Origin of the sequence: Nocardia wallacei (assembly GCF_014466955.1) — a bacterium.
GTDB classification, from domain to species: Bacteria; Actinomycetota; Actinomycetes; order Mycobacteriales; family Mycobacteriaceae; genus Nocardia; species Nocardia wallacei.
In genome coordinates, this window is the sequence record NZ_AP023396.1 from 5,055,913 (window position 1) to 5,079,618 (window position 23,706).

At 70.3% G+C, this 23,706-nt stretch carries 23 protein-coding genes; 9 read left to right on the plus strand and 14 right to left on the minus strand.

Features of this window, described 5'->3' with window-relative positions; genetic code table 11:
• Positions 1-38 precede the first annotated feature (38 nt).
• The gene (locus NWFMUON74_RS22245; RefSeq protein ID WP_187683764.1) at positions 39-926 is read left to right on the plus strand and encodes a hypothetical protein; all 888 of its coding nucleotides are present in this window, start codon (positions 39-41) and stop codon (positions 924-926) included.
• 36 nt (positions 927-962) lie between these two features.
• On the opposite strand, the gene bfr is transcribed toward NWFMUON74_RS22245, so the two are convergent.
• The 3 genes from bfr to NWFMUON74_RS22260 form a co-directional block, all read right to left on the minus strand.
• Positions 963-1,445, minus strand: coding sequence for a bacterioferritin (gene bfr, locus NWFMUON74_RS22250; protein ID WP_187683765.1), 483 nt, complete (start codon positions 1,443-1,445; stop codon positions 963-965).
• 58 nt (positions 1,446-1,503) lie between these two features.
• On the minus strand, positions 1,504-1,725 hold the full coding sequence (locus NWFMUON74_RS22255) for a (2Fe-2S)-binding protein (protein WP_232110511.1): 222 nt from the start codon (positions 1,723-1,725) through the stop codon (positions 1,504-1,506).
• Between the two features lie 145 nt (positions 1,726-1,870).
• Positions 1,871-2,503 (minus strand): hypothetical protein, encoded by a 633-nt coding sequence (locus NWFMUON74_RS22260; protein ID WP_187683766.1) that lies wholly within the window; start codon positions 2,501-2,503, stop codon positions 1,871-1,873.
• Between the two features lie 36 nt (positions 2,504-2,539).
• Here NWFMUON74_RS22260 and NWFMUON74_RS22265 point away from each other — a divergent pair, with 36 nt between their 5' ends.
• From NWFMUON74_RS22265 to NWFMUON74_RS22275, 3 genes are read left to right on the plus strand one after another with little or no spacing between them, the layout of a single operon-like run.
• On the plus strand, positions 2,540-2,761 hold the full coding sequence (locus NWFMUON74_RS22265) for a hypothetical protein (protein WP_187683767.1): 222 nt from the start codon (positions 2,540-2,542) through the stop codon (positions 2,759-2,761).
• Entirely contained in the window at positions 2,742-3,260 is a 519-nt protein-coding gene (locus NWFMUON74_RS22270; protein ID WP_187683768.1) for a DUF6879 family protein, read from the plus strand. Before NWFMUON74_RS22265 ends, NWFMUON74_RS22270 begins: the two co-directional genes overlap by 20 nt.
• Positions 3,241-4,095 (plus strand): DUF5753 domain-containing protein, encoded by an 855-nt coding sequence (locus NWFMUON74_RS22275; protein WP_187683769.1) that lies wholly within the window; start codon positions 3,241-3,243, stop codon positions 4,093-4,095. The genes NWFMUON74_RS22270 and NWFMUON74_RS22275 overlap by 20 nt, the downstream gene beginning before the upstream one ends.
• A gap of 40 nt (positions 4,096-4,135) precedes the next feature.
• On the opposite strand, the gene NWFMUON74_RS22280 is transcribed toward NWFMUON74_RS22275, so the two are convergent.
• From NWFMUON74_RS22280 to NWFMUON74_RS22310, 7 genes are all read right to left on the minus strand, one after another.
• A complete protein-coding gene (locus NWFMUON74_RS22280) occupies positions 4,136-5,878 on the minus strand; it encodes an FAD-dependent oxidoreductase (RefSeq protein WP_187683770.1) in 1,743 nt (580 codons plus the stop codon).
• A gap of 95 nt (positions 5,879-5,973) precedes the next feature.
• Complete coding sequence (locus tag NWFMUON74_RS22285) at positions 5,974-7,221, minus strand: PucR family transcriptional regulator (protein ID WP_187683771.1); 1,248 nt, start codon at positions 7,219-7,221, stop codon at positions 5,974-5,976.
• A gap of 252 nt (positions 7,222-7,473) precedes the next feature.
• Positions 7,474-8,733 (minus strand): PucR family transcriptional regulator, encoded by a 1,260-nt coding sequence (locus NWFMUON74_RS22290; protein WP_187683772.1) that lies wholly within the window; start codon positions 8,731-8,733, stop codon positions 7,474-7,476.
• A 127-nt stretch (positions 8,734-8,860) separates the two neighbouring features.
• Positions 8,861-9,862 (minus strand): alpha/beta hydrolase, encoded by a 1,002-nt coding sequence (locus NWFMUON74_RS22295; protein ID WP_187689339.1) that lies wholly within the window; start codon positions 9,860-9,862, stop codon positions 8,861-8,863.
• Positions 9,863-9,926: 64 nt separating this feature from the next.
• Positions 9,927-10,865, minus strand: a complete 939-nt coding sequence (locus NWFMUON74_RS22300) for a glucosyl-3-phosphoglycerate synthase (RefSeq protein WP_187683773.1) — start codon at positions 10,863-10,865, stop codon at positions 9,927-9,929.
• Between the two features lie 18 nt (positions 10,866-10,883).
• Positions 10,884-12,422, minus strand: coding sequence for a glycosyltransferase family 39 protein (locus tag NWFMUON74_RS22305; protein ID WP_187683774.1), 1,539 nt, complete (start codon positions 12,420-12,422; stop codon positions 10,884-10,886).
• A 169-nt stretch (positions 12,423-12,591) separates the two neighbouring features.
• On the minus strand, positions 12,592-14,010 hold the full coding sequence (locus NWFMUON74_RS22310) for a condensation domain-containing protein (protein ID WP_187683775.1): 1,419 nt from the start codon (positions 14,008-14,010) through the stop codon (positions 12,592-12,594).
• A gap of 238 nt (positions 14,011-14,248) precedes the next feature.
• Here NWFMUON74_RS22310 and NWFMUON74_RS22315 point away from each other — a divergent pair, with 238 nt between their 5' ends.
• Both NWFMUON74_RS22315 and NWFMUON74_RS22320 read left to right on the plus strand, forming a co-directional pair.
• Positions 14,249-15,331, plus strand: coding sequence for an alpha/beta hydrolase (locus NWFMUON74_RS22315; RefSeq protein WP_187683776.1), 1,083 nt, complete (start codon positions 14,249-14,251; stop codon positions 15,329-15,331).
• Between the two features lie 54 nt (positions 15,332-15,385).
• Entirely contained in the window at positions 15,386-16,204 is an 819-nt protein-coding gene (locus NWFMUON74_RS22320; protein ID WP_187683777.1) for a maleylpyruvate isomerase family mycothiol-dependent enzyme, read from the plus strand.
• 34 nt (positions 16,205-16,238) lie between these two features.
• On the opposite strand, the gene NWFMUON74_RS22325 is transcribed toward NWFMUON74_RS22320, so the two are convergent.
• Entirely contained in the window at positions 16,239-16,874 is a 636-nt protein-coding gene (locus NWFMUON74_RS22325; RefSeq protein ID WP_187683778.1) for a TetR/AcrR family transcriptional regulator, read from the minus strand.
• A gap of 166 nt (positions 16,875-17,040) precedes the next feature.
• Here NWFMUON74_RS22325 and NWFMUON74_RS22330 point away from each other — a divergent pair, with 166 nt between their 5' ends.
• The 3 genes from NWFMUON74_RS22330 to NWFMUON74_RS22340 all read left to right on the plus strand — a co-directional run bounded on the left by NWFMUON74_RS22330 (position 17,041) and on the right by NWFMUON74_RS22340 (position 21,131).
• A complete protein-coding gene (locus tag NWFMUON74_RS22330) occupies positions 17,041-18,285 on the plus strand; it encodes a serine hydrolase domain-containing protein (RefSeq protein WP_232110513.1) in 1,245 nt (414 codons plus the stop codon).
• A gap of 197 nt (positions 18,286-18,482) precedes the next feature.
• Positions 18,483-19,538: an alpha/beta hydrolase gene (locus tag NWFMUON74_RS22335; protein ID WP_187689341.1), complete on the plus strand. Its 1,056-nt coding sequence runs from the start codon at positions 18,483-18,485 to the stop codon at positions 19,536-19,538.
• Positions 19,539-19,688: 150 nt separating this feature from the next.
• Positions 19,689-21,131 carry an MFS transporter gene (locus NWFMUON74_RS22340; RefSeq protein WP_187683779.1) on the plus strand — a complete coding sequence of 481 codons (1,443 nt, stop codon included), beginning with the start codon at positions 19,689-19,691 and terminating at the stop codon, positions 21,129-21,131.
• Here the strand turns inward: NWFMUON74_RS22340 and NWFMUON74_RS22345 are convergent.
• From NWFMUON74_RS22345 to NWFMUON74_RS22355, 3 genes are read right to left on the minus strand one after another with little or no spacing between them, the layout of a single operon-like run.
• The gene (locus tag NWFMUON74_RS22345) at positions 21,117-21,866 is read right to left on the minus strand and encodes an SDR family oxidoreductase (protein WP_187683780.1); all 750 of its coding nucleotides are present in this window, start codon (positions 21,864-21,866) and stop codon (positions 21,117-21,119) included. The two genes, NWFMUON74_RS22340 and NWFMUON74_RS22345, sit on opposite strands and share 15 nt — an antisense overlap.
• A complete protein-coding gene (locus NWFMUON74_RS22350; RefSeq protein ID WP_187683781.1) occupies positions 21,863-23,080 on the minus strand; it encodes an NADH:flavin oxidoreductase in 1,218 nt (405 codons plus the stop codon). The genes NWFMUON74_RS22345 and NWFMUON74_RS22350 overlap by 4 nt, the downstream gene beginning before the upstream one ends.
• A complete protein-coding gene (locus NWFMUON74_RS22355) occupies positions 23,077-23,652 on the minus strand; it encodes a TetR family transcriptional regulator (RefSeq protein ID WP_187683782.1) in 576 nt (191 codons plus the stop codon). Before NWFMUON74_RS22355 ends, NWFMUON74_RS22350 begins: the two co-directional genes overlap by 4 nt.
• Positions 23,653-23,706 lie beyond the last annotated feature (54 nt).

The window sequence follows — 23,706 nt, forward strand, 5'->3', positions numbered from 1 at the left end:
GAAAATGGTGGCATGCCTGTGGAGCATGGGGTGCGGCAATGGATTTCGCGGACGTCGTCCTGACCGTCGGCCTGCCGGTGGCGGGCGCGATACTGGTTCCGGGACCGCTGGGCGGGATGATCGGCGGCGCGGTGGGCGGTGCGATCGGCGGATATCTGAACGCGAAGGTGCACAAGGAGAATTCGCAGGACACCTTCACCAGCACCGCGTTCGGCGCCCTGATGGGCGGGCTCGGCGGCCGTCTGGGCGGCAAGATCGGTGCGAAGCTACTGGACAAGGTGGCCCGCGACGCCCGCGCCGGCTGGATACCGGTCAACACGTTCGCCAAGCTGAAGAACACCGTGGGACCCAGCATCCCGCAGGCCGTGCTGGCCGGCGCCGGAAGCGGATGGGCGCGCCATATCCTGAACCACGGACCGTCGCGCGCGAACGCCGAGGAACTGCCCGAACTGCGCAAGCCGAGTGCGGTGGCGCCGCAGGTGGACAATCTGTACAACCAGCTGCCGGACTTCTTCGGCAATGCCTCGTCGGTGCTCGGCGGGGCCGGTCCGGCCTCGAAATACATTGCGGCGCCGGTCGCTTCGACCTCGACGCTGCGGGCACCGCAGGACCGCAGCGGAATTCCCAACTACGATACGGGCCGCCGGACCCTGGACGACACGGTCGCCACCACCGCGGCGAACGATCGCCGCGTCGCCGACGCCGTCCGCGTCGCCGCCACCTCCTCCGCCGAAGGCCATACCGCCCTGGCGAATACGGTCGCCACCCTCAACCGCGGCGCGGATGTCCCGGTCGGCGGCGTCGAGCGCGACACCTATTTCCTCAACCAGATCGATCGCGCGGTCGGCGGCGCCCAGCAGATCCTCGAGCGCACCCAGGCCGCGGGCGACCAGCTCGCCCGCACCCTGCCCTCGGCGGCCGTGTGACCGCGCGGGCGAGGTCGCGGACCCCGCCCGCGGCGATCAGTCTCCCTCGGGGGTGTCGGTGTAGCGCTGCAGGTACAGCTGTTCGCCGAGCTTCTCCAGCAGGTCGAGTTCGGTTTCCAGATAGTCGACGTGGTGCTCCTCGTCTTCCAGGATGGCCTCGAACACGCGGGCGGAGGTGACGTCGCCGCGGGAGCGCATCAGGTCGATGCCGCGGCGCAGGCGGTCGACCGCCTCCATTTCGATCTGCAGGTCCGCGCGCAGCTGTTCGGGAACGGTCTGCCCGATACGCAGCGGGTTGAGTTTCTGGTAGTTCGGCAGCCCCTCCAGGAAGAGGATGCGGTCGGTCAGCACCTCCGCGTGCTTCATCTCATCGATGGATTCGTAGCGGGTGTGCTTGGCGAGTTTGGTGAAGCCCCAGTTCTCCTGCATCTTGGCGTGCAAGAAGTACTGGTTGATCGCCGTGAGTTCGGCCGTCAACTGCTCGTTGAGCAGCCCGATGATTTCCTTGTCGCCTTCCATAGCGTGATGGTGTCACAGCTCACAAACGGCGATCCGGTAAGGCAGACCTGAGTGTCGGTCAGGCGGCAGGCGCCTCGGCCACCGGCGCCTCGACGCGGGCCCGGTCGATCACCTCCGCCAGCCGCGCGGTGCACGAACCGCAGCCGGGCTGCCAGCCGCACGCCTTCTTCACCTGCCGCGTCGAGCAGGCACCCGCGGCCACACAGCGGCGCACGTCCTTCTCGGAGACGGCGTTGCAGATGCAGACGTACACGGCGGGCCTCGGTAGCGCGGGGGACAAGGGCGGCGAGGTTAGCCTCAACTAACGAGGTAAGCCTCCCCTAAGGTATAGCATCCCGCCATCGGGGGCTGTCAATAGCCACACCGCCTTCACCCCCGGATCCGCGGATACGCTGCCGCCTGACGGCGACGGTCCGTCCGTCTCGCTACACCACGCGGCTGGAGTCGGGTTTGATCTTTCCGGCCTCCACCAGCGTCTGCCAGGCGGCCGCCTTGCGGGGGCATTCGTCGGTGCTGCAGCCGCGATGCCGCTGCATGATCTTCTGCGCCTCATGGACACTCAGCGGATGGTCGGGGGTTTCGTGCGGCCAGCCGTTGGGCCACAGGCCCGCATCGGCCGCCCGGGCGTCCTCCGCCAGGATTTGCTCGCGTCGCCGCTGGGCCCGCAGGCGGTCGGCGTGCTCCGGCTCGTCTTCCGGCTGTTGCTTGTCGGCGTCTTCGCGCCACCAGTCGAACACCACCATCGTCCACCCTCGATCGGTCCGGCCATTGGAGAGCCCACCGCCAGGGAGCAATTCGGCATCGGTCGTGGTGTCGAATGTCGGCCGGCCGATGCCGTTCGCGGCGTCTTCCTGGCGACGGGCCGTCACCAACGGTATGGGTGCGGTGTCACCGGAGGGAAGCTTGTTGCGAAATGTTGCGACAATTCCCTCGCAGTCTTGCGAAAACGCCACGTCGATGCCCGAGAACTCAGCCGCGACAGGACAACTGGCGTTCGGCGCGCACGAACGCCGGACCGGTTGACGGGTCCGATCCCGGACGAGAAGATGATTCGACATTCGCAACATCTCGCAACAAGTAGGTAGGGGCTCGCCATGCGTCTGACGTTTGTTGCCAAGGATCCGGGCTCGAACCCTTCGGGCTCGCCGACGCTCTACCGCACCGACCGCGAGTCCTGGGTGGTGCAGGGCTGGGTCGTCACCGACCCCGAAACCCTCGCCCGCATGGGCATTCCCGAGGGCGAGACGTGCGTCGAGATCCCGGACAGGCTAGTTCCGTTCTTCGGGCAGGGAGATAGTGACCACGATCAGCGATGACGAATTCGACCGGCTACTAACCGAATTCGAGTCCGATGCCGCCCATCTCGAAACCCGCGACGCCTACGGCACCGCGGTGGAACTGCCACACATGGCCAAGTGGGCGCACGGCGAGCCCGACGACCTCGACTGGCTGGCGGACTGGTGCGACACACTCCGCGGGCACGCCGCCGCGGGCCGGACGGTGCGGCGCGCACGCATCGTCTCCGAACCCCTCAGCGATTATCAGCGGTGGTCGCACAGCATCGCCCAGCCGATGGTGGACGCGGGCGAGGACATTCGCTGGGTCCCGCGGCGGCTGGTGTCCACCGTCGCGATTCCCGGCAACGACTTCTACCTGCTCGACGGGCGCATGGTGATCTTCCTGCACTACACCGGTGACGGCCACGCGGCCGGCAAGGTCACCTCGACCGCACCGGACGATATCCGCTTGTGCCGCACCGCCTTCGAGACGGTGTGGCGGCTGGCTGTACCGCACCGTGACTACCGGCCCCGCTAGCGGCGCGCAGGAGGCCCGCCGCGCGCTGGGCAGAAGACTCCGCGAACTCCGGCACGCCGCGGGCCTGACCGTGCGCGAACTCGGCGCCGCGAACGACTGGCATTTCGCCCGCGTGTCGAAGATCGAGAACGGCGTGCAGTCACCCACCGACCGCGACATCCGGCTGTGGTGCCGGGCGTGCGCCGCCGAGGATCAGATCCCGGATCTGGTCGCCACCCTGCGCACCGTCGACGAGGCGTACGTGGAGTTCCGGCGGCAGAGCCGCGCGGGCATGAAGCGCGTGCTCGGTGCGCACACGCTCGAAAGATACGAGCGCACCAAGGTGTTTCGCGTCTACGAGCACAACGTCGTGCCCGGCCTGTTCCAGACCGCCGAGTACTCCGCGGCGATGCTGTCGTTCTGGGTGCGGTTCCTCGGCACCCCGAACGACGTCGAGGACGCGGTGGCGGTACGGATGCAACGGCAGCGGATCCTGCAGCGCGGCGGCAAGCGATTCGTGGTGCTGCTCGAGGAGCAGGCGCTGCGCACCTGGTTCGGCACCGCGGAGGTGCAGGCCGGGCAGCTGGGCCGGCTGCTGGAGCTGATGGCGCTGCCCAACATCTCCCTCGGCATCATCCCGCTCATGACCGAGCGGGCGGCGGTCGCCTCGACCGGATTCTGGATCTTCGACGACGAGTTGGTCGCGGTCGAGACGCCCACGGCGAACATCCAGATCACCCAGCCCGCCGAATGCACCCTGTACGCGCGGATGTTCGAGGAGCTGAAGCGGTCCGCGGTACACGGGCGCCGGGCGCGGCGGCTGATCCTCGATGCGCTCGCCGACCTCAACCGCTAACCCCCACTCGGGCAAGGGCTTTCGCCGCGCAGGCACACCGTCAGGCGGACTGGCCGCCGACCGTATCCGCGCCGGAATCGCGAACCACGTACAGCGGCAGGCGCAGCGCCGCGGGCGCGCCCGCGGGCACCACCGGATTCCGCGGGCGCACCGCCGGAACGCGGCGGTAGGGATGGCCCATCGGCGGCCGGGTGTCCTCCTCGCCGTTGTTGGGCCACAGCGACGCGGCGCGCTCGGCCTGCGCGGCGATGGTCAGCGACGGGTTCACCCCGAGGTTGGCCGAGATCGCCGAGCCGTCGATGACGCTCAGCGTGGGATAACCCCACACCCGGTGGTACGGGTCGAGGACGCCGTGGTCGGCGTCGGCGCCGATGACGCAGCCGCCGATGAAGTGCGCCGTCATCGGCACGCCGAAGACGTCCGGCCAGGTGCTGCCGGGAGTGGCGCCGAGCTTCTCCGAGACCCGCCGGGTCACCTCGTGGCCGGGCGGAATCCACGCCGGATTGGGCTCGCCGTACCCTTGCTTGCTGGTGTAGCGGCGGCCGAACAGGCCGCGCTTGGTGTAGGTGGTGATGGAATTGTCCAGGCTCTGCATGACCAGCAGGATCAGGGTCCGCTCGCTCCAGCGGCGAGTCCGCAGCAGCCGCACCGTCAGCACCGGATGCGCCAGGGCGGTCCCGAAAACCCGTGCCCAGCGCGGCGTCCGGCGCCCGCCGTCGACCAGGTAGGTCTGCAGCAACCCCATCGCGTTGGACCCCTTGCCGTAGCGGACCGGCTCGATGTGGGTGTCGGCGGTGGGATGGAACGACGAGGTGATGGCGACGCCCGCGGTGAGGTCCAGCTCCGGGTTCACCTCGGTGCGGCCCGCCCCGAGGATGGCCTCGGAGTTGGTGCGGGTCAGTACCCCCAGCCGGGACGAAAGGTGCGGCAGCACACCGGAATCGCGCATCGCGAACAGCAGTCGCTGGGTGCCCCAGGTGCCCGCCGCGAGCACCACGTGCCGGGCCGCGAACGTCCGCGGGCGGCGGCGGACCCACGCGCCGGTGCGGCGGGTCTCGACCCGCCAGCTGCCGTCCGGCAGCGGCCGCAGCGCCGTCACCGTGGTCAGCGGGTGGATCTCGGCGCCCGCGCGTTCGGCCAGACCGAGGTAGTTCTTCACGAGGGTGTTCTTCGCGCCGTGACGACAGCCGGTCATGCATTCGCCGCACTCGACACAGCCGGTGCGCTCCGGGCCGACCCCGCCGAAATACGGGTCGGGCACGGTCTTTCCGGGCTCGCCGAAGTAGACGCCGACCGGCGTGGGAACGAACGTGTCGCCGACGCCCATGTCGCGCGCCACCGATTCGATGATCTCGTCGGCGGGGGTGGTGTGCGGATTGGGGACCACCCCGAGCATCGCCCGGGCCTGGTCGTAGTGCGGGCTCAACTCCGCGTCCCAGTCGGTGATATCGGCCCACTGCTGGTCGCCGAAGAAGGCCGCGCCCGGTTTGTACAGGGTGTTCGCGTAGTTCAGCGATCCGCCGCCGACACCCGCGCCGGCGAGGATGAAACAGTCCCGCAGCCGGTGAATGCGTTGGATCCCATAGCAACCCAGCCGCGGCGCCCACAGATAGCGGCGCAGATCCCAATTCGTGGCGGCGAAATCGGCGTCGGAGAAGCGGCGGCCGGCCTCGACCACCGCGACCCGATATCCCTTTTCCACCAGCCGCAGCGCCGTCACGCTGCCGCCGAATCCGGAACCGACGATCAGCACGTCGACATCGAACCGCCGCTCTGCGGTCATGGCCACCTCCTGGCACCGACGCTAACAGCCCGCATCCGCGCGCAGACCGGGTTTGTGGTGACTACCAGTGTCGCCCGCGCGCGGGCCCCCACGATTCACAGCGCGCTGCCGACCTGTCCCGGCTCGACCATGCGCGCGACGAAACTCGCCCGCAGATACCACAGATCGGTCGGCGCGTCCGGATCCAGGCCGGTGAGTGCCGCGATCCGGTCGAGGCGGCGGCGCACGGCGCTGACCGAGATGCCCAGCCGCCGGGCCGCGGACTCGCGTTTGCACTGCGCGGCGAAGAAGGCGTCGACGGTGTCGACCAGTTCGGGTTCGTCCTGCAGCGGGTCGAGCAGCGACCGCAGGTGGCGGTTCGCCGGACCCGGTTGCACGAGTTGATATTCGCAGGCCAGATCGCGAAAACGGTACAGGCCGGGACCGCGGTCCAGCCGCAGCGCCAGGTCCAGCAGTTGATGCGCGCGATCGGCGGCGCGCGGGATCCGGTCGTTCGGCGCCGCGACGAACGCCGCGGTCACCGGCGCGTCCGCGGCCTGCGCCAGCCGGTCGACGAGCGCGGCGAGCCGCTCGTCGGCCGCTGCGGCGTCGGCCGCCGCCGGGACCAGCGCCGTGCCGCCGTCGACGCTCAGCAGCGCCAGCACCCGCGGCCCCGGCTCGCGGGCCAGTTCGGCCTGCACCCGGCGCAGTTTGCGGCGCGCCACCACGCCGCCGTCCAGGCGCGGATCGTGCTCGTCGGGGTGCGCGCCCAGCGCGACCGCCACCACCAGGTAGGTCTCGGCGAGCTCGACCTCGTTGCGGCGCAACATGATCGAATCGAGGCGACCGGTCAGCAGCGCCGACACCAGGGTCTGCGAGGCCACCCGTCGTTCGCCGGTCATGGCCCGCACCTCGTTGACGTAGCCGCGCGCGACCGCGGTCGACAAGGTCCGCAGCGCCTCGATCAGCACCACGCCCGCGCCGTGCAGGCGCGCCGCCATCTCGAGCCGGGCGCGGTCACCGACCACCGACTCGGTGACGGCCTCGACGGCGGCGTGCACCGCGTGCTGGATCGTCTCGACCGGCAGCTCCCGATCCGCCCACCGCGCCGCGATCGCCTCCAGCCGGGCCGCCGCGCGCTCGGGCACTCGCGCGTCCGCGGCAGCCGCCGCCACGGTGGCCTCCATGCTGCAGCGGACCACCGTGAGCAGATCACCGCGCACACCCGGGTCCGAGCGCGCCCGATCCGCGACCGCGGACAGGTCCAGGCCGTCCACGATCTTGCGGGACAGCGCCGGATAATTCGGGAGCCCGTGCCCCTCGGCGGAAATTCCAGGATTCGCGATACCGTCGGTTACAGTCACGACCGCCCTCCCGATTGGGAGAATTCACTATCGCTCGCCGAATTTCGCTGTAGCACTTCCCCAACCGGCCATCGATGGATGGTCATGACATTCCCCGTTCGACGCTGCGAGGGCACACAATTGCACGGCGTAATTCGCCAGGGAGAAACTCTATCCCGAACCGCGCGACGGGAACAGGTCGAAGTGCACACCGCTGCGCCGAAACGTTGTGCACTCTTGCCGGTGCGCCGCCGGGACGGCCGCGCGGCAGCGTCAGCGCCCGTCGGCGGGGCCCAGCACCCGGACGATCTCCAGTGCCAGCGCCACTTGCAGCGGGCGCTGTTCGAGCGGATACGGCAACAGCGCGCGCACGCGATCGAGCCGGTGCACGATGGTGTTCCGGTGGGTGAACAACGCCCGCGCGGTCCGGGTGGTGTTCGAACCCTCGTGCAGATAGACGCGCACCGTCTCGCGCAGTTCGGGGTCGGCGGAGATCAGATTGCCCAGGGTGCGGGTGACGAACTCGCGTGCGCGCTCCTCGTCGCCGCCGGTGGCCAGCGCCACCACCTCGACCTCGTCGTAGGTCGCCAGCCGCGCCCCCGAGGGCAGGCGGCGCAGGAGCCGTTGCGCCGCAACGGCATCCAGGTGGGCGCGCCGGAATCCCGCCATCCCCGCGCCGACCGAGCCGATCGCCATGCGCACGCCGGGCGCGGTCATCGCGCGCCGCACCTCGGCCAGCGACGGCACCTCCGTGGTCGGCAGCCACACCCACAACGTGGACGGGCTGGGCACGAGGGTGAGCGGCTGCACCGATCCGGCGGCCTGCGCGAGCGCGTTCACGGCCTGCTCCAGCGGTTCCGGTGCGGCCGGGTACGAGTCGCTCCACACGATCGCCGCCAGATGCGTGCGGTCCAGTTCGTACCGCAGCCGCTCACCGGCGCGGCCCGCGCTGATCGGCGCCCCGCCGAGCACCAGATTCAGCGTCTCCATCCGCTCGGTGTGGTCGACGTCGGCCAGTTCCCGGCGCTCGCGCTGGATCAGCTCGAACACACCGGCCAGGGTGTCGTCGATGAAAGCGAATATCGAACCCATGACGACGTCGAGCAATTCGCGCACCTCGTACGGATCCGGGCTCACGAAGAACGCCAGCTGGGTCCATTTCCGGATGGCCGCATTCTGCCCGGCATGGAAATTCGTGACCAGCATTTCGTCGAAACCGTGCCGCACCACCGCACGCGCGATCTCGACGTTCTCCGCGGCGAGATTCGGTGCCACGGGCATTCCCGGGGAGGCGAGATTCGCCAGGCACCAGTGCGTGAGATTGGCGCGCACGCAGGCCCGGACCGCCTCGGCCAGCGCCGGTTCGGCGGCGATGGCCGGGCTGGCGGCGGCCAGCGAGGCGTCGTCCATCGCCTCGTACATCAGCTCGGGGTGGTCCAGCACCATCTCCACCGCCGACCGCAGCAGCTCGGCGGTCCGCTCCGACGGCGGTTCCCAGTACCGCGAGCTGACACCGAAGGCGTCGCCGACCATCGCGCTCCTCCGATCCGACGCGTCCCTACCGTCGGTCGGCCAGGCTACGACACCGCGGCGATGCCCGAAATGTGCTGCGGCGCCGATGATGACGGTCCACAATCCGGACCCGGGCCCACGATGAGACCTAACGCACCCGGCGGGCCAGCGCGGCCTCGAACATCGGCCACGAGTTGTGCAGGTCCTGCTGCCAGTAGCCCCACGAATGCGTGCCGGTGGGGCGGAAGTCGAAGGTGGCGGGAATGTCCAACTCCCGCAGCCGGTCTCGCAACTGGTAGGTGCACACGTTCGCGATCGCCTCGAGCGGCGCGCCGAACATCAGCTGCCAGGTGAGCTGCAACAGGTCGCCGCGGGTGCCCTCGGGGGTGTCCAGCGCGCCGGGGACGCCGGTGCCGGTGGCGACGTAGACGGCCGTCCCGCGCAGCCGGTCGGCGTGCAGGTAGGGGTCGTGGTCGGCCCACGCCGGATCCGACGGCGGGCCCCACAGGTTGGCGACGTTGCCGCGCTGGCGCGCCACCACGGCCGCCACCATGGCCTGTCCGCCGGGATTGCTGGTCTGTATGCAGCCGCTGTAGGAACCGATCGCCCGGTACAGCCCCGGCGCGCGCAGCGCGAGCTGGAACACCGAGGTGCCGGCCATCGAGAGCCCGGCGATGGCGTTGGCGCCGTTGCCGTTCAGAGCCGCGTCCACGATCGGCGGCAGCTCCGCGGTGAGGAACGTCGCCCAGCGCTGGCGGCCGAGGATCGGGTCGTCGGAGCGCCAGTCGGCGAAGTAGCTGCCCGCACCGCCGATCGGGATGACGACGTTGACCTGTTCGTCCCGGAAGAACTCGGCGACGTCGGTCTCGTCGTACCAGCTGCCGTCCACTCCGCCGTTGGCGCCGTTGAGCAGGTACAGCGTCGGCGCGGGCGTCTGCTCGTCGGGGGCGCGCAGCACGCGGGAGCGGACGACGATGTTCATCGCGGCCGAGTACACGTACAGGTCGAGGAAGCGGCCGGGATGGGTCTGGATGCGGTCCAGGCGCGAGCCGTCGGCCGACATCGTCACCGGCGGCTGCCCGTGCGCCACAGTCTGATTCGCGAGCTGCGCGACGGCCAGCAGCAACACCACGAGCAGCGCGCGCCGCATCGGTGCGACGCGCGCGTGGGGTCCGGTCACGATAAATCCTTCATCGACGGTGATGGCGGGAGGGTCACTGGTTGAGCAGGGAGCAGTCGTAGGAGAGCAGATCCGCCATGGCGGGACGGTCTTCCAGCGACACCGTGGTGGTGTGCCGCCGCCATCCCGCGCCGTCGGGCCGGTACTGGGTCAGGCCCGTGCCGGAGTCGCCGATGCCGAGCCGGTCCAGCATGGTGGCCACGATCTGGCGGCTCATCACGGCGAGTTCGTGGGTGGGGCGGTTGCGATGCACCCGGGTGCCCAGGTCCACCTGCCCGATGGCGGACGCGCCGTGGCGGCGCCAGGTGTCGAGCAGCAGGCCGATCTCGACGCCGTATCCGGGCGCGAACGGCACGGCGGTGAGCAGGTCGCGGGTCGCGGCGTATTCGCCGCCGAGCGGCTGCACGAGGTCGGCGAGGTCGGGGGCGAGCGCGGTGAGCAGCGGCCGGGCGACCAGCTGGGTGACGCGGCCGCCGCCATCGGCGTCGCCGGAGGGGTCGTGGCCCAGCGGGCGCCGGTAGCAGCCCTTCACCAGCCGCAATCGGTCGTCGAACAGCAACGGCGCCACCAGCGACGGGACGAAGCGCGGGTCGGGGTCGCGCAGATCCGAGTCGATGAACACGATGAGGTCGCCGGTCGCGACGGCCAGCGACCGCCACAGCACCTCGCCCTTGCCGGGGCGCGGCGGCAGCGAGGGCAACGCCTGTTCGCGGGTGTAGACGGCGGTGGCGCCCGCCGCGCGGGCGCGGGCGATGGTGGCGTCGGTGGAACCGGAGTCGACCACGATCAGCTCGTCCACCAGCGTGCCCACCAGGCCCCGGATCGAGGCCAGCACGCCGCCGACGGTCTCCTGCTCGTTCAACGCCGGAACGACGACCGAAATCGTCCGGCTCCCTTTGCGTTCGGTCAGTTCCGGGAGCGACCATTCGCCCCGGAACCAGGTGATACCCGTGGTGTCGGCCGTGAGCGACATCGAATCTCCTTGTGCGCGTCAGATGCCCGCGTCGAGCACGTTGGTGGTCAGGGCCGGCCAGGTATCGGCCCAGGACCGGACGGGCCGGTCGCAGCGCCAGACGGTGAGCTTGCGGTCGATGCCGGGGAAACCGAGCCGGTCGTCGAGGCGGGCCACGGGCCGCACGCCGGAGAACGTCCGGCGCAGTTCGGGTTCGGCCGTCGCCGGGGCGACATACAGGACGGTCGTGGCGGTTTCGGGCGGCGTCCCGAAGTGGGCGAAGCCCCGGTCGGGGCTGTACACCGGGGGCAGGTCCGCGCGGCGGCGGTCGAGAGCGCTTGCCTGCCAATAGGTGTGCGTGACGATCACGGCGCGCGACCGCGCCTCGGGCGGCAGGTCGCGGTAGGCGTCGCGCACGGTGGCTTCCAGGCGGTCCCAGCCGGTGGTGCCGAACATGCGCAGGCGGGCCGACAACTGACCCTGCGTCTCGGTCGGCTGCCGGAGTTCTCCGGCCGGTAGCGGCAGCACGAACAGCACCGTGCCGACGATCGCGGCGGACACCAGAGCGGAAACCGTTACGGCCGTGGGCATCCAACGGGTCTCGCGGTCGAACAGCCATAGCGCACCGGCCGCGAACACCACCGGGAACAGGCCCGCCAGATAGTAGGGCCGGGTACCGGTGACCACCAGGAACAGCAGTTGGCACAGCACGGTCACGGCGGCGAATCGGTTGCGGTACAACGCCGCGGCGGACGTGGCGGACGCACGCGTCCACGCCCACAGTCCCGCTGCGGCGAGGATCCCGCCCAGCAGCCCCACCAGCAGGACCAGTTGCAACGGCAGTCCCGGGACACCACCGGTCGCGGCCTGCTGCTCCGCGCGGATCACCCCGCCCATCGCCACCTGCGGCCAGCCGTGCCCCGCCTGCCAGAGCAACCCTGGTAGCGCCGCGCCGCCGAGCACGAGCGCGCACAGCCAGAGCGCGCGGCGGCGCAGCAGTTCGCGCGGGCCGCACAGCGCGATGCCCACGCCGATCCCGAGCAGCAACACCGGCATCAGCAGCTTCACCTGGATGTCGACGGCGGCCACGACCGCGGCGGCGAGCAGCAGCCGATCATCGCGAATCCGATTCCAGCGCACCAGCAGCCACACCAGCGCCGCGGTGAGGGTGGTGTCGAGCGCGAAGGTCGACAGCGTCGCCGCCTGCGTCACCAGGAACGGGCAGGTCGCGTAGCCCAGCGCGGCCGTCACCTGCGCCGCCCGCCGCCCGCCGAACTCCCGGGCCAGCGCGGCGGTCACGACGATCGCCGCGACGGTCGCCAGGATCGCCGGGAACCGCAGCGTCACAAGTGATCCCGGTGCCAGGGCATCGGCGGCCCACGCGAGCAGCGGTAGCAGCGGACCTTGATCGACGTACCCGAACGCCAAGCGCCGACCCGCCGCCAGGAAATACAGCTCGTCACCGAAGTAGTCGTACCGGTCGGCGCGCGCGAGCAGCACGGCCGCGGCCACCCCCGCGATCGCGAGCATCGGCCGGAAAGCGAACGGCGGCAAGGCTTCCGAAGCGTCTGTGCCCACCGCATCGGACCGGGCGGCAGCCGCGGTAGGCACGTTTCCGGGCGTCGTCGTCACCGTCGCCTCCGGCCGGCCCCCGGCACCGGCGTCCGGACGCCATGGCCCGGACGGATTCCGGCCTGGACGTCCGTCGGCGGACGCGGCAGCGCGCCGCCGTCGTGCCGTCGCGGACTCATGACCACGTGTCGGCGCGGATGCCGTAGTCTCCCTCGGCGGCCACCGCGGTGATGACCGAGGTCACCGCCTTCACGTACCGGTCGATCGACTCGTGGGCCTGCGGGGTGTCCGGGAACAGCACGCTGAGCTTGGTCTGATCGTGGAAGCGGTTCACCCAGGTGTACACCTCGCCCGCGGAGGCGTTGTTGCCGAAGAGGCCGCCGTTGATCTGGTCGAACATCTCCGCGCCCGCGATCTTGCGGACATCGACGTAGGACAGCATCGGGGCCGCCCAGCCCGGCCGGGTGCGAATGCCCAGGTCGGGTGTGACCAGCTCCAGCACCCGGTGCAGCGACACGTCCAGCAGATCCTTCGCGCGCTCGGCGGACTCCTGCGCGGGGCCGACCAGCGTGGTGAAGGTGTCGTCCGGCCGGATGGCCAGGGTGATCGGAATCAGGTTGGTGTACCAGCCGATCGAGCCCGCCTCCCCCGGCGTACTGCGGGTATTGGCCGGACTGAACCCGAAATACCAGTCCTTTCCGGTCAATTCGAGCTGGGCGATCGCCAGCGCCACGAACAGGCCGCCGTGGAAGCGGCCGCCGTGATCGACACACGCCTGCTCGAACCGGAGTGCTTCTGCCTCACTCATCAGCGGCACGGTCACCACGGCGCCGGTCGTGTACCCGCCGCTGCCGCCGAGTTCCAGCGGAAACGACGGCACGTCACCGTCGTTGCGCTGCAACAGTTCCACCCAGCGGCGTACCTGCGGCGACTCCAAAGTCAGTCGGCCGTTGCGCTCTCGTTCCCGGGCACAGTGCGCGATATGTCCGTCGACCTCCGCGATCGGCACCTGGCCGCCGGACAATTCGCGCCCGTACAGCGTGAGCAGATCCACACACGACAGCGCCTGCGCCACCCCGTCGGTGTGCAGGTGGTCCACGGCCGCGTAGACGGTGAACGAGTGGTCGCGTTCGATGACGCCAAAGCTGAAACAGTCCCATGCCTCCGGGCCCGGCGTCTCTGCCTGCACATGCGCGCGAATGGCCGCGCTGTCGGTGAATTCGCCGTGCTCGGTGGCCTCGAATTCGATATCCTCGGCGGCCGCCACATGGCGCACGAAACGGCCGTCGGAATCGAGGGCGAACCAGCTGGAGAATGTATCGTGCCGCCGCAGAAAGGCATTCACCGTCCGCGTCATCGCGGCACGGACGGGCGCACCGGGGATATCGAACGCGATCATGCACAACCGGGATACCCGGAAATCCGCGCCGGAATTGCGGTGCGCGGCCTGCAGATACGCCTCCTGTTGGTACGACGGCCGGGCCTCGTGCACCGGCGCCTGCCGCACCGTCGCCCGTGACCTGGGCGAGGCCGTCCAACTGGTCAGCCTGCCCGGCTCCGGATGCCAATCGTCGAAGAAACCGAAATTGACCACGGATACCTCGATTCGTGTGGCGCAAGAGAAATCGACGCACCGGCGGCGTAACTCGCCGGTAACGTGGTGACGAGTAAACGGCAGGTGGGCGGGTCTCACCACCGTCGGCCCCGAATCTTGTGAGCTTCCCCAGGATCGGGCGAGCCACCCGACCGGTCGTCCCAATTCGGCGCGTAACCGCTTGTAGCCGTGGAATATCCGGATCTACCGTGGCATCGAACCTGATCGCACGAAGGTAATGGAGGCGCCGGTGAGAAGTCGTGGCACACGGTCCGCCGGGCGGGCCCGGGCGCGTCTCGGGCTGCTGCTCGCGCCGCTGCTCCTCGCCGGGCTGTCGCCGCTGCCGCCCGCCGGGGCCGAGGAACCCGAGCCGGTCGACATCCCCGCGCTCACCGCCGCCGCGCTTCCGGCGGCGGACGGTTCGCGCCTGGTCGCCGCCACCGAGAGCGCCGACGGCATGCTCGACCTGCGGGTGCACTCCGCGGCCATGACCACCGATCTGACCGTGAAAGTCCGTCCCGCACCGGACGGTTCGCGCCCGGCGCCCGTGCTGTACCTGCTCAACGGCGCCAGCGGCGGCGCGGATGCCAGCAGTTGGACCGAGCAGACCGACATCACCGAGTTCTTCCGCGACAAACAGGTCACGCTGGTGGTGCCGATGGGCGGCAACGGCAGCTACTTCGCCGACTGGCGCTCCGACGACCCGGTGCTGGGGCGGCAGCGGTGGACCACCTTCCTCACCGGTGAACTGCCGACGATCATCGATTCCGCCTTCCGCGGCACGGGCGCCAACGCCGTCGCGGGGATCTCGATGGCCGGCACCTCGGTATTCCAGCTCGCGCTCGCCGCCCCGGGCCTGTATCGCGCGATCGGCTCCTACAGCGGCTGTGTGCAGACCAGTGACCTGCAGGGGCAGGCGTTCGTCGACGCGGTCGTGCTGCGCTGGCGCGGTAACCCCGCCAACCTGTGGGGCCCGCCGAACGACCCGAGCTGGGCGGCCAACGATCCGTTCCTGCACGCCGAACGCCTGCGCGGCACCGCGATCTACGTGTCCAACGGATCGGGCTTTCCCGGGCCGCTCGATACTCTCGACGGCCCCGGGATCCACGGCAACTCCGGCAAACTCATCGGGCAGCTGATCAGCGGCGGCGTGCTGGAGGCCATCACCAACCGCTGCGCGCTGAGCCTGCGTGACCGCCTCGGCGGCCTGGGGATTCCCGCCACCTTCAATCTCCGCCCGGTCGGCACCCATTCGTGGGGCTACTGGCAGGAGGACCTGCACGACTCCTGGTCGGTCTTCGAACCCGCCCTCGTATCCTGACCCGGGCCGAAAACCATTCGCCCCGCGCCGCCCGTCGGCGGTTCACTGGCGGGCATGATCCCACTCGACACCCGGCCGCTGTTCCCGAGAGAGCGGCGCGAACTGATCAGCCTCCTCGAGTCACTCGAACCGGCCGACTGGGCGAGGCCGACGGTGTGCCCGGGCTGGGCGGTGCGCGACATCGCCGCGCATATCCTCAACGACTATCTGCGCCGCCTGTCCGGCAGCCGCGACGGGCACCCGGGAGCCGTGTTCGCCGACGGTGAGACCCTGCCCGCCTACCTGGCTCGCACCAACGAGCAGTTCGTCGCGGCGCTGCGGCAGTGCAGTCCGCGCACGATGACCGACCTGCTCGCGCACCTGGGCCCGCAGCTCGACGAGGTCTGGGCGGCAACCGATCTCGTGGGTCCAGCGCACCTGAACGTGTCGTGGGCGGGCGGTGCCACCAGTCCGGCCTGGCTCGACATCGCCCGCGACTACACCGAGTTCTGGGTGCATCAGCAGCAGATCCGCGACGCGGTGGCCCGCCCCGGCGCCGACGACGCCGAGCTGCTGCGGCCGGTGGTGGTCGCGTTCCTGCACGCCCTGCCCGCCGCCCTGCGCGACCATCCCCGCCCGCCCGGCGCCGCGGTACTGATCGAGGTCACCGGCGCGGCCGGCGGCACGTGGGCCGTGGTCAGCGACGGCGCCGCATGGGATCTGACGGCCGCGGGCACCGACGCCGCGGCGGCGGTCGTGCGGATGGCGGCGGACACGGTCTGGCGGCTGGGCAGCCGCGGCATCACCGTCGAGCAGGCCCGGCGGCGCTGCGAGCTCGAGGGCGACCACGAACTCACCGCCGCCGCGACGACACTGCTGGCCGTGGTCGCGTAACCCGATGCGGGACAACCACTTCCGGTCTCGGCCGCTAGTGCTCGCGGGGACCGTAGGCGGCGAGGAAAGTGTGCACCGCGGCGGTGGCGATGGCGCGGAGTTCGGCGGTGCGGACCGGGCTGGTGCCCATCCGGGAGCGGTTCTCCACCGGGGCGGTCAGCAGCGCGAGGAACTGTTCGGCGGCGGTCGCGGGGTCGGCGGTGCCCAGGTGGCCGGACAGGGTCAGGCGGGCCAGGCGGTCGGACAGGGCGTCGAGCGTGCGCAGGCCGGTGCGCTCGCGGGCGAGTTCGACCAACTCCGGATTGACGGCGGCCTGCCCGTAGGCGAGCCGGCGCAGCGCCCGCGAACGATCGTCGTTGCAGATGCGCACCAGCCGGTACGCGACGTCCTCCAGTAGTGCGCGGATATCGGAGCCGGGACTGCGCAGGCGATCGAGCACGGCGACGCACTCCGCGCCCACCTCGTCGGCGACCACCGTGAGCGACTCGCGCAGCAGGCTGTGCTTGTCGGTGAGGTGGTTGTACACCGTCGGCTTGGCGACCCCCGCCGCCGCGGCGATGTCCTGTACGCAGGCCTGTTCGAAACCTTTCCGCGCGAAGACCTGGAAGGCGGCGGCGAGAATCGCCTGCCGCTTGTCGATCCGCCCGCGCGACGCCGTACCCGCTGCCATACCTGCAGCATATCCGCCGAGCTGTACCCAGCGGTTCAGTCGGGTGTACCTGGCGGAACCTCGGGCGCGGCGAGCACGACTACGTCCGGTAGACCGGGAGTGGCGGCAGCTCCAGACGGTACCGGCCCGCGGCCCGGGTGCACGGCCCGTGGCTATGCTGGCTGAAATGACCAACCCGATGGTGACCGTTCCGGCCGACGTGGACTCGGTGACGACGACCGGCCCCGAGGACGATCCCGCCGCCGCCGGGGTCGCTCCCACCGCCGTCGAGTCGCTCTGGGCCGAGGTGGTGGATTGGTACCGGCTCGGGACCACGCCCGCGATCCAGGTGTGTCTGCGCCGCAACGGCAAGATCGTGCTGAACCGGGCGATCGGTCATTTCCGCGGCAACGCGCCGCAGGACGCGCCGGACGCGGAGAAGATCCCGGTGACGCCGGACATGCCGTTCTGCGGCTTCTCCACCGCCAAGGGCGTCTCGGCGACCCTGATGTTCATGCTGATCGAACAGGGCGTCTTCGCCTTGGACGATCCGGTCTGCCGCTACATCCCGGAGTTCGCCGCCAACGGCAAGTCCACCATCACCATCGGGCACGTGCTGTCGCATTCGGCGGGCGTGCCGTTCATCACGCCGCCCTACCGCGGCGCGGAACTGGTGCTGGACGAGGAACTGGCCGCACGGGCGCTGGCCGATCTGGTGCCCAGCTGGCGTCCGAACCGTTTCCGCGTCTACCACGCCATGACCAGCGGCCTGATCCAGCGGCTGCTGGTGCGGCGAACCACCGGGCGCTCGATGCGCGAGCATCTGGCCGAGCGGGTGCTCGACCCGCTGGGCTTCCGCTGGACCAATTTCGGCGTCCGGCCCGAAGACGTGGACCGAGTCGTCCCCAGTGTGCGGACCGGGCCGCCACCGTCGAAGGTGTGGAAGTTGCTGGCGCACAAGGCCCTCGGCGGCGGCTTGAGCGGACCGGTGTCCGAGGCCGACAACCGCGCCTTCCTCACCGCCGAGCTGCCCTCGGGCAATCTCGTCACCACCGCCGCGGAGCTGTCGAGGTTCTACGAGATCCTCACGCGCGGCGGCGAACTCGACGGCGTCCGCATCATCGAGCCCGATACCCTGCGGGAGGCGGTGCGCCCGGCCGCGTGGTTGCCGGGTGTGGCCGGGCGGGTCAGCCGCGCCGGATTCGAATTGGGCGGGCGTAGATCGAAATTCGGCGCGCACACCCGCTCACACTTCGGCCGCAGCGGTCTGACCACCCAGTACGGCTGGGCCGACCCCGAACGCGCGCTCGCCGGGGCGATACTCACCAGCGGCAAATCCGCCACCGACACCGATCGTCCCGCGCGGCTGTGCGCGAAGATCTCAGCCACCCTCGACCGGCTGCCGCCGTCGGAACGCGTGTTCGTCGTCTGAGGCACACTCACCCGGCACCGCGACCGCCTTTGGGAATTCGGTCAATTCGCACTGCGAACGGTCTGGGAAGCGCCACAATATCGGCCGCAGCCCCTGGTCAACGCCGTCACCATGCGGTTGACTCGACATGGGTTCGGGGGTCACCCCGCCGTTCGCGCAGCGGCGGCGTGTCACGGCGTCCAGATCGGAGTGCGATGATGTCCGAGCGGCTGTCACGGGGCCTGCTCACGGCGGCCACCGTGCTCGTTACGGCCTTGAGTGTCAACGGTTTCGCCGCCGGCGGCATCGCGGTGGCCGAGCCCGTCGCGGGCGCACCGCTGACCGCCGAGGACGGCACGCGCATCGCCGACATCCGCCAGATCTCCGAGCGCGTGCTCGATGTCGGCGTGCACTCCGCCGCGATGAACACCGTCACCCGGCTGACCGTGCTGCGCGCCGCCGATCCCGACCGACCGGCGCCGACGTTCTATCTGCTCAACGGCGCCAACGGCGGGTCGGACGGCAACTGGCTCGAGACCACCGACCTGGTCCAGTTCTTCCGCGACAAGCAGGTCAACGTCGTCATCCCGTTCGGCGGCGCGGGCAGCTACTTCACCGATTGGCGCGCCGACGACCCGGTGCTGGGCCGCCAGCGCTGGTCCACCTTCCTCACCCGCGAGCTGCCGCCGATCATCGACGCCGCGTTCCGTGGCAGCGGCGCCAACGCCATCGCGGGCATCTCCATGGCCGGCACCTCGGTGTTCCAGCTCGCCATCGGCGCTCCGCAGCTGTATCGCGCGATCGGTTCCTACAGCGGCTGCGTGCGCACCAGCGACCCGCAGGGTCAGGCCATGGTGCAGGCGGTCGTCACCGGACAGCGCGGCAATGCCGCCAACATGTGGGGCCCGCCCAGCGACCCGGCGTGGGCCGCCAACGATCCGTACCTGCACGCGGACCGGCTCCGCGGCACGTCCATCTACGTCTCCACCGGCAACGGCCTGCCGGGCCCGCGCGACAATCTGCCCGGTGCCCACGGCGACGCGATGCAACTGATGTACCAGCTGTTCTTCGGTGCGCCGCTGGAAGCGGTCACCAACGTCTGCACCCACCAGCTGCAGGAGCGCCTACGGCAGTTGCAGGTTCCCGCCATCTTCGACTTCCGTGAGAACGGCACCCACTCGTGGGGCTACTGGCAGGACGATCTGCACAACTCCTGGCCGATGTTCGAATCGGCGCTCACCCGCGACGACACCTCCGAGCCGTCGACTCGGTGAGTGTCACCACGCGTTGGTCCGGCTCACAACCGCCGCCCGCGCGGGCTGTGTGATCGGGGAATCTTCGCGCGTAACGGGCGACAGCCGTATTCCCCTCTGCCACAGTCCCACTCGGGAACTGACGTGTTTCAACTGTCCGGAACCGGAGGCATGGTCGTGACCGAGGCCGATACCACCACCAGGCCCGGCGGCGAGTTGGCCGCCTGGCTCGCCTTCGCCGGCTGCCTGATCTCGGTGTTCATGCAGATGATCGATGTGACCATCGTGAACACCGCGCTGCCGGACATCAGCCGCGATCTGCGCGCCTCGCAGTCGGCGCAGCTGCTGGTGGTGGCGGGCTACTCGCTGGCCTTCGCGTGTACGCTGCTCACCGCTGCCCGCATCGGCGCGCTGGTGGGCCGCCGCAGGCTGTTCCTGATATCGGTGGTCGGGTTCACCGCCGCCTCGCTGTGGTGCGGAATGTCCACCAGCGCCACGGAATTGATCGTCGCCCGGGTCGCGCAGGGCATCACCGGCGCGGGCATGGCGGCGCAGACCATCGCCATCCTGACCGCCAGCTTCCCCCGCGAACGCCATCAGCAGGTGTTCGCGCTCTACGGCGCGACGGCCGGATTCGCGGGCATGCTCGGACCGATCGTGGGCGGCGTGCTCATCACGATGAACATCGGCGGCTCGGGCTGGCACGCGATCTTCCTGATGAACCTGCCGCTCGGGGTGCTGGCATTCGTGCTGGCCCACCGGTTCCTGCACCTGGGCCCGTCCTCCGAGCGCGAGGGTCTGGACCTGACGGGCGCGATCGTGTCGACCGTCAGCCTGCTGTTGCTGCTGTCGGCGCTGGCCGATGTGCAGCAGAACGGCTGGCGTCCCGCGCATGTCGTGATGATCGCCGTCGCGCTGGTGGTCGCGGCGGTGTTCGTGGCCCAGCAGCGACGGCGGTCGCGGCGCGGTGACGGCCCGCTGGTGCGGCTGGATCTGTTCGCGGACCGCGGGTTCCGGGTGGGGTCGGTGCTGGTCACGATCTTCTTCGGGTTGTTCACCGCGTTCGTGTTCGCCGCCTCCATCATGTTGCAGGACGTGCTGCACTGGACTCCGTTGCGCACCGGCATCGCGATGACGCCGTTCGCGCTGGGAGCCGGTGCGGGCGCGCTGCTGTCGCCGCTGTTCGTGAAGCGGTGGGGGGTGCGGGTGCTCGCGGCGGGCATCGTCGTGTTCGGCGGCTGCGTGGCCATCGCCGCGGGTTATCTGTGGGTGACCGACGGTGACGTGAGCCTGGCGCTGGCGGTGGTCCCGGTGTTCGTCTCCGGTTTCGGGGTCGGGGCCTTCGCCGCCCTGCTGCAGCCGATCATGCTGGCCAGGCTGGACGCCGAGCGCATGGCGGAGGCATCCGGCGCGCTGCCGACCATCGAGCAGATCGGCAACGCGGTCGGCCTGGCCGTGTTGAGCACGGTGTTCTTCCGCGCGCATACCCTCAACGGCAGCATCACCATGCTGTCGGCGATCGCGGTGGTGGCCTTCGGGCTGGGCGCCCTCACCCTGGCACTACCGGAACCACCGGACGCGGCCGAGCCGGGGCTCGGGTCAGCCGAAGGTTGAGCCTGCGGTCATGCCGCCGTCGGCGACGAACTCCGCGCCGGTGCAGTAGCTGGATTCCGTGCTCGCCAAGTACACCACCAAGGCCGAAATCTCCTCGGGGGCACCGAGTCTGGTGAGGGTGTTGGCGGAGCGGTCGATGGTGACCGTGCCGGGCTGGGCCCCGATCATCGGTGTGGCGATGCCGCCGGGGTGCACCGAGTTGACCCGGACGCCGAACGGCGCGAGTTCGAGCGCGGCCGATTTGGTCAGGCCGCGCAGTCCGAACTTCGACGCCGTGTAGCCGTGCATACCCGCCACGCCCTGCAGGCCCGCGGCCGAGGAGATGTTCACCACCGCCGCGGGCGCGGCGGCGACCAGCGCGTCGCGGGCGGCGGTTAGGCCGAGGAACGGCCCGGTGAGGTTGACCGCCAGAATGCGCTGCCACTGCCGCTCGGTGTAGTCGCCCAGCGCCCCGCCGTCGAGCAGCCCGGCATTGTTGACCAGCACATCGAGCTTGCCGAAGGTCGCCACCGCGGCGGCCACGGCGAGTTCCCAGTCGCCCGAACGGGTGACGTCGAGCGGCACGAACTCCGCCCGCTCGCCGAGTTCGTCGGCGAGCTGTTTGCCCGCGTCCACGGCGATGTCGCCGAGCACCACGCTCGCGCCCTCGGCGATGAAGGCGCGGGCGTGCGCGGCGCCCATCCCCGAGGCCGCGCCGCTGATCAGCGCGACGCGTCCGGACAGTCGTCCCGTCATGTGTGCTCTCCTTCGATGCTGTCCCCCGACAGCGACGGCAGCGGCACCGTGCGATCGGGCCGGTAGACGCAGCGGGTGCGCTCGTAGATCGTCGGCATGCACCGGTTGCAGTGGATGCAGGCCGATCGGGTGGCCTGGTCGGATCTGATGCGGTGCAACAGATTCGGCTCGCGTAGCAGGGCCCGGCCCATCGCCACGAAGTCGAAGCCCTCCGCCCGCGCGGTCGTCATGCCGTCCAGATCCGTGATCCCGCCCAGCAGGATCAGCGGCATCGACAGCTCGCGGCGGAACTGGCGCGCCCAGTCCAGCAGGTAGGTGTCGCGGTACGGGTATTCCTTCAGGAATACCCGCCCGACCGCTCGCATGCCCCACCGCGCCGGACTCGGCAGGGCCCGCGCGAATTCCCGCCGCGGCGCGTCGCCGTGGAACAGCAGCATCGGGTTCAGCAGCGAGCTACCGGCCGTGAGTTCCAGCGCGTCCAGCACGCCGTCGGCCTCCAGCCAGCTCGCGACCTGGAGCGACTCCGGGACGGTGAGGCCGCCGCGGACACCGTCGGCCATGTTCAGCTTCGCCGTCACCGCCAAGCGGTCGCCGACGGCTTCCCTTACCGCGCGAGCGATTTCGCGAGCGAGTCGGGCGCGGGCGGCCACCGACCCGCCGTAACCGTCCTTGCGCCGGTTCAGCAGCGGGCTCAGGAACGCGCTCACCAGGTAGTTGTGGCCGAAATGTATTTCGACGGCGTCGAATCCGGCCTGTTCCGCCAGGCGCGCCGCCTCGGCGTGCGCGCCGATCAGTTCCCGGATCTCGGCCGCATCGGGTACACGCATGGGGCGCATACCGAGTGGGCTGAACATCCGGCTGGGCGCCAGTGCGGGCGCGCGGTTGGACGCGGCATTGGCGACCGGACCGGCATGCCCGATCTGGGCGCTCACCGCCGCGCCCTCGGCGTGTACGCGATCGGTCAGCTTCCGCAGTCCCGCAACGGCTTCCGGGCGCATCCACAGCTGATGGCGATCGGTGCGGCCGCCCGGCGCGACCGCGCAGTAGGCGACGGTGGTCATGCCGACCCCGCCCGCCGCGACCTCGCGGTGGAATTCGATCAGGTCGTCGGTGACCAGCGCGTCGGGCGTGCGCGCCTCGAACGTCGCCGCCTTGATCACCCTGTTGCGCAACGTGATCGGGCCGAGGCGGGCGGGGGCGAAGATGTCGGTCATCGGTCGCCTCCCGCGGGCGCGGTCAGTCCGGCGATGACGAAATCGCGCAGGGCGGCAACCGATCGCGGTGACGGCGGGCGTTCGTGCGCACCGCCGAATCGCATGATGATCATTTCGAAGGCCAGCATCCAGCGGCGGCCACCGTCCGCGGCGGGCAGGCCGGGCAGCAGACCGGCCCACGCGTCGATACGGAACCAGGGCTGGCGCCAGTCCGCACCGTGCCGACCGAGGACGAACTGAGCCAGCAACCGCAGGTGCAGGCGGCCCACCGGATCGGCGGACAGTTCCAGGAACGGCTCGAGCACCGCCTCCACCAGTTCGGCGACCGACGCGCCCGCCGCGGCCAGGGTCGACAGCCGGTCGGCCCACAAGGGTCCCAGCCGGTCCTCGAGCAGCGCCGACACCAGCGCTTCCTTCGACCCGAAGTGGTAGTGCACCGCAGCCGGATTCGCTTGCGCCGCAGCACAGATGGCGCGCACCGAGACGTCGTTGTAACGCTCGGTGAGCAGCAACCGCTCGGCGGCGGCGAGCAACCGCTCACGGGTGCCCATCGCCGCGACCTTCTCGCTCATGCGGGCCAGTCAAGCACACTTTCAAGCAATGTTTCAATCAATGATTGAAACTGT

Coding starts and splice junctions, on each gene's coding strand:
- NWFMUON74_RS22265 (WP_187683767.1), top strand. CDS start 2,540: ATGCGTCTGACGTTTGTTGCCAAGGATCCGGGCTCGAACCCTTCGGGC.
- bfr (WP_187683765.1), bottom strand. CDS start 1,445: ATGGAAGGCGACAAGGAAATCATCGGGCTGCTCAACGAGCAGTTGACG.
- NWFMUON74_RS22340 (WP_187683779.1), top strand. CDS start 19,689: ATGGTCGTGACCGAGGCCGATACCACCACCAGGCCCGGCGGCGAGTTG.
- NWFMUON74_RS22280 (WP_187683770.1), bottom strand. CDS start 5,878: ATGACCGCAGAGCGGCGGTTCGATGTCGACGTGCTGATCGTCGGTTCC.
- NWFMUON74_RS22260 (WP_187683766.1), bottom strand. CDS start 2,503: ATGTCGAATCATCTTCTCGTCCGGGATCGGACCCGTCAACCGGTCCGG.
- NWFMUON74_RS22350 (WP_187683781.1), bottom strand. CDS start 23,080: ATGACCGACATCTTCGCCCCCGCCCGCCTCGGCCCGATCACGTTGCGC.
- NWFMUON74_RS22335 (WP_187689341.1), top strand. CDS start 18,483: ATGTCCGAGCGGCTGTCACGGGGCCTGCTCACGGCGGCCACCGTGCTC.
- NWFMUON74_RS22245 (WP_187683764.1), top strand. CDS start 39: ATGGATTTCGCGGACGTCGTCCTGACCGTCGGCCTGCCGGTGGCGGGC.
- NWFMUON74_RS22325 (WP_187683778.1), bottom strand. CDS start 16,874: ATGGCAGCGGGTACGGCGTCGCGCGGGCGGATCGACAAGCGGCAGGCG.
- NWFMUON74_RS22295 (WP_187689339.1), bottom strand. CDS start 9,862: ATGCGGCGCGCGCTGCTCGTGGTGTTGCTGCTGGCCGTCGCGCAGCTC.
- NWFMUON74_RS22315 (WP_187683776.1), top strand. CDS start 14,249: ATGGAGGCGCCGGTGAGAAGTCGTGGCACACGGTCCGCCGGGCGGGCC.
- NWFMUON74_RS22300 (WP_187683773.1), bottom strand. CDS start 10,865: ATGTCGCTCACGGCCGACACCACGGGTATCACCTGGTTCCGGGGCGAA.
- NWFMUON74_RS22355 (WP_187683782.1), bottom strand. CDS start 23,652: ATGAGCGAGAAGGTCGCGGCGATGGGCACCCGTGAGCGGTTGCTCGCC.
- NWFMUON74_RS22345 (WP_187683780.1), bottom strand. CDS start 21,866: ATGACGGGACGACTGTCCGGACGCGTCGCGCTGATCAGCGGCGCGGCC.
- NWFMUON74_RS22290 (WP_187683772.1), bottom strand. CDS start 8,733: ATGGTCGGCGACGCCTTCGGTGTCAGCTCGCGGTACTGGGAACCGCCG.
- NWFMUON74_RS22330 (WP_232110513.1), top strand. CDS start 17,041: ATGACCAACCCGATGGTGACCGTTCCGGCCGACGTGGACTCGGTGACG.
- NWFMUON74_RS22320 (WP_187683777.1), top strand. CDS start 15,386: ATGATCCCACTCGACACCCGGCCGCTGTTCCCGAGAGAGCGGCGCGAA.